At 39.5% G+C, this 2,094-nt stretch carries 2 protein-coding genes and 1 other annotated feature; both genes read left to right on the top strand.

Features of this window, described 5'->3' with window-relative positions:
- Positions 1 to 131: 131 nt before the first annotated feature.
- Positions 132 to 358, bottom strand: a binding site (T-box leader).
- A gap of 269 nt (positions 359 to 627) precedes the next feature.
- Positions 628 to 1,524, top strand: coding sequence for a PucR family transcriptional regulator (locus tag EP737_RS23355; protein ID WP_129731533.1), 897 nt, complete (start codon positions 628 to 630; stop codon positions 1,522 to 1,524).
- Between the two features lie 123 nt (positions 1,525 to 1,647).
- Positions 1,648 to 2,094 (top strand): ABC transporter ATP-binding protein (locus EP737_RS23350; RefSeq protein ID WP_129731531.1); only part of this gene is annotated, 447 nt, incomplete at its 3' end.

Genomic DNA, 2,094 nt, shown 5'->3' with positions numbered 1-2,094 from the left:
GGTAAATTATTTTCCTAAGCTAGGAAGTTCGCAGCTTTTCCTTCCCTCTCTGAAAACCGTAAAAATAATTCATGTCCTTTTCATCGCATTTTTTATTTTTTTAAAACAAATAAAAACGCACTCATCCCTCAGCAAGGGACGAGTGCGTTATACCCGTGGTTCCACCCAATTTCCCATAAGTTAAAAAGATAACTGATGGCTTTGGTGCTGTAACGTAGCATAGACGGTATTGGATACTTAGATTCCCCAATACAGCTCAAAGGCGGTAAGATTACTTTCCTGCGTTAGGAAGTTCGCAGCTTTTCTTCCCTCTCTGGAAACCGGAAAAAGTAACTCATGTCCTTGTCAGCGCTTTTGAAGTTTCGTACTTCATACATATAATTTATAATATGTTAAATTTTACAATAATCCACTGTAAATAGCAATATCTCATTGTTAAACCTTTTTAAGAGTAATGTACATACAGGGGATTTTCATTACATTCTCACATTTTCTGCTGCGCCGAATTCACTTCTAGCTAAAAGTTTCCTCCTGGTTCCTGCCACATAGCATGCTAATCAAACATTACGTTTCACACAGCCCTGTGATAAAATACTGTAAAAACTCATTTTTAGTTAGGAGACACTCATGCTGGAGAAACTAAAGCGGTATTATCAAGGACATATTGTAACAGACACAACACCAAACAATTATGAGGAATATTGCTGGTACACAGATGAACAAGACAACACTATTGGCATTGAAAAGAAAATGCTGACGAAAAAAGATGAGGAGCTGCTTTCAGTATTTTTAACTCCTGTATCTGACGAAGAGCTTAGTATTTCTAGCGAACAGCACGCTTGGAAGAGGTTTTTATTTCAATCAGCCGAGGATGTGCATTCGATTCCCTTTCATGGACAAATGAAAACCGTACGCTTTCTTCATTTTGCCATGAAAGAATCATTTTTCGAGAAGCAGGCATTAGAAGAGGCGCTGCAAGGATTGCTCTCTTCTTCATTCATAATTCTATGGCAAACAAACAAAAGCGGTGTCATTATAGAGACATACCCGCATGTGAAGCCGGAGACAGAACTCGATTTTGAAGCGTTCGATGCATTGACAACGGACTTCCTAATTACACCGAGCATTCTCATCGGGAGGCTGCATCTCGTGCAACCATCTCTTTTGCAACAGTTTCACTGGGAGCAGGCTTGCTTTCAAACAGCTCAGTCACACCTAAAGAAGCAGCATATTTACAGATTAGAGGATGTACTGCCCTATTTATTTTTAGAAAAGCAGGATGTACATCTGCTTCCGCTTCTATTTGGCGAAACACAAGACGATCAAGAATTGTTAACAACTGTGCGAACGTATCTGGAATGTAATTTGAATGTATCCCTCGCCGCTAAAAAGCAATATATGCACCGCAATAGCGTGCAATACCGTGTTGATAAATTCATAGAAAGAACAGGAATTGATATTAAAACATTCAAAGGTGCGGTTGCTGTATATATGGCCTTGCTTATGCAGGATTCCCCCTCTTGAGTTTGTAAACGTTGCACAAATGAAAGCGTTTTTTTTATTCAGGTTTCCCATTTCCAGCTTGGACCATTTGAGATACACTTAGTAACAAGAAAACGATTTCAATTTATGCAGGGGGTAATCAACATGGCTGAATTAAAATTAGATCATATTTATAAAATTTACGATAATAATGTAACAGCGGTAACAGATTTTAACCTTCACATTGCAGATAAAGAATTCATCGTATTCGTAGGTCCTTCCGGCTGCGGTAAATCTACAACACTTCGCATGATTGCAGGATTAGAAGAAATCTCCAAAGGTGATTTCTCCATTGACGGCAGACGCGTGAACGATGTAGCACCAAAAGATCGTGACATTGCGATGGTATTCCAAAACTATGCGTTATATCCTCACATGAGCGTATATGACAATATGGCATTCGGCTTAAAGCTTCGGAAATTTGACAAAGCGGAAATTGAGAAGCGTGTAAAAGAAGCAGCTCGTATCCTTGGACTGGAGCAATACTTAGATCGTAAGCCAAAAGCTCTTTCCGGCGGTCAGCGTCAGCGTGTTGCGTTAGGACGTGCAATT

Source organism: Ectobacillus funiculus, assembly GCF_004138295.1.
Lineage (GTDB): Bacteria > Bacillota > Bacilli > Bacillales > Bacillaceae_G > Ectobacillus > Ectobacillus funiculus.
Note: the sequence above shows the minus strand (reverse complement) of the source record. Positions and strands in the feature narration are given on the sequence as shown.